At 75.3% G+C, this 1,689-nt stretch carries 2 protein-coding genes; both read left to right on the top strand.

Annotation, left to right across the window (positions count from 1 at the left end):
• Positions 1–108: 108 nt before the first annotated feature.
• On the top strand, positions 109–921 hold the full coding sequence (locus I4I78_RS32295) for an ESX secretion-associated protein EspG (protein ID WP_218615298.1): 813 nt from the start codon (positions 109–111) through the stop codon (positions 919–921).
• A gap of 91 nt (positions 922–1,012) precedes the next feature.
• The coding region (locus I4I78_RS32300; protein ID WP_218615299.1) for a hypothetical protein at positions 1,013–1,689 on the top strand (677 nt) is incomplete at its 3' end.

Raw genomic sequence — 1,689 nt, forward strand, 5'->3', positions numbered from 1 at the left:
AGGACCACCGCAACCGTTACCTGATCCCCACCGACGAGGCGTTCGACGTCGACCTGCCCTGCACCCCGCCCGTCCTCGGGCCCCTCGCCGACGACGAACGGGACTGACGTGTCCGTCGACTGGTCCTCGGCGACCGTGCTCTCCCTCGCCGAGTTCGACGTCGCCTGGGAGATGCTCGACCTCGGCGAGACACCGGTGGCCCTGGAGCTGCCCAGCCCAGGGACGACCTCCGACGAGCGCGCACGGATCGTCCGGGAGGCGACGGCGACGCTGGGCGAGCGCGGCCTGGTCGTACACGCGGGCCCGGTCGCGGACCTGGAGCAGGAGATGCGCCTGCTCGCGCGCGCCGAGGTGTTCCGTGACCTGGTGACGACGGCGCCGTCCCGGCTCCTGGCCGTCGCGGCCAGCACCGGGCCGCGGGCGGTGTTGGCGGTGCGGTTCGGTGAGCGGGTCGCGCTCGTCCGGTTGCCGACCGACCGCGCCGTCCCCGAGCTCGTGAGCCTGCTCGGCCCTCTCACCCCCGGGCCCGGGCGCCGCGTGCAGGTACCGGAGGTCGTGCTCGGCGACGCGCTGCGCTCCGGCGGCACCGACCGCGAGCGGTTCGCCTCCGAGCTGATGCGCCGCGGCCTCGGCGGCGACGACGCGTACCTGCTGCTGCGGATGAGCGAGGTGACCGGCGTCGGCCAGCTCGGTGCCACCCACCGGAGCGTCGGGGCACGTCGTCGGGCGCCGTACGTCCTGCTCGTGCAGGCCACACCCGATGGCTGCTACCGCCAGCGCCGGGTGCCGCGGCCCGGCGCCGAGACGGTCGTCGAGGCCGGCCCGACCGATCCGGCCACGCTGGTGGCCGAGGTCGACGAGCTCGTCGACCTCGTGCGCGGGTCCCGCCCGGCAGGATCGGCGCGGCGTTCACCGGTGTGAACGATCCACCGCCCGCTGTCGCGGTTCGGGCGTCGGGCGGCTCCTGCGCTCCCTAGCGTGTGCCGGTACGCCGTGACGAGGAGGGGACGCGATGCCCGAGCCGCAGGCCGGTGGGTCGCAAGGCTTCGACTGGAACGACGTCCCCGTCGTGGGCTGGTTCGTGCCCGACCCCGAGCCGCCCGAGGGCGTCGCCCTCGAGGACCTGCCCGGGGTGGACTGGTCCGGCTGGAGCCTGCGGGACAAGATCGCCTGGACGTCGCAGGGGAGCGGGGCCCAGGCGATCGACTCCGCCCACGGCGCGCTGGGCGACCTGGGCGGCCGGTTCCGCGAGTCGGACGGGACGGTCCGCCGCGGGCTCGACGGGATGCAGGTCGGATGGCAGGGCCGGGCCGCCGGGAGCGCGACCGAGGCGCTCGACCGGGTGGCCGCGGCGGGCGGCGCGGGCGGCGACACCTCGGCCGGGGGCACGGTCCCGGTGGGGACCTACGGCCACTCCTTCGACGGGCTGAAGAACAAGTTCAGCTACCACGACAGCCCGCTGACCAGCGCGCTCGGCGACTGGGCCCCCACGGTCCGGGGACTGACGCTGACGACTCCGGTCCTGGCCGGGTTCGGTGTCGGCGACGAGATGGTCAAGATCGGGATGAACGCGTCCGAGGGCAAGCGGGCGGACGACCTGCTGCAGTCCCACGAGAGCGCCGCGCGGGTGGCGGTGACAGCCTTCCCGAGCGGGACGCCGTCGCCGGGGCTGCCCGGCATCGCAGGTCC

Origin of the sequence: Pseudonocardia sp. KRD291 (assembly GCF_019263595.1) — a bacterium.
Classification (GTDB): Bacteria; Actinomycetota; Actinomycetes; order Mycobacteriales; family Pseudonocardiaceae; genus Pseudonocardia.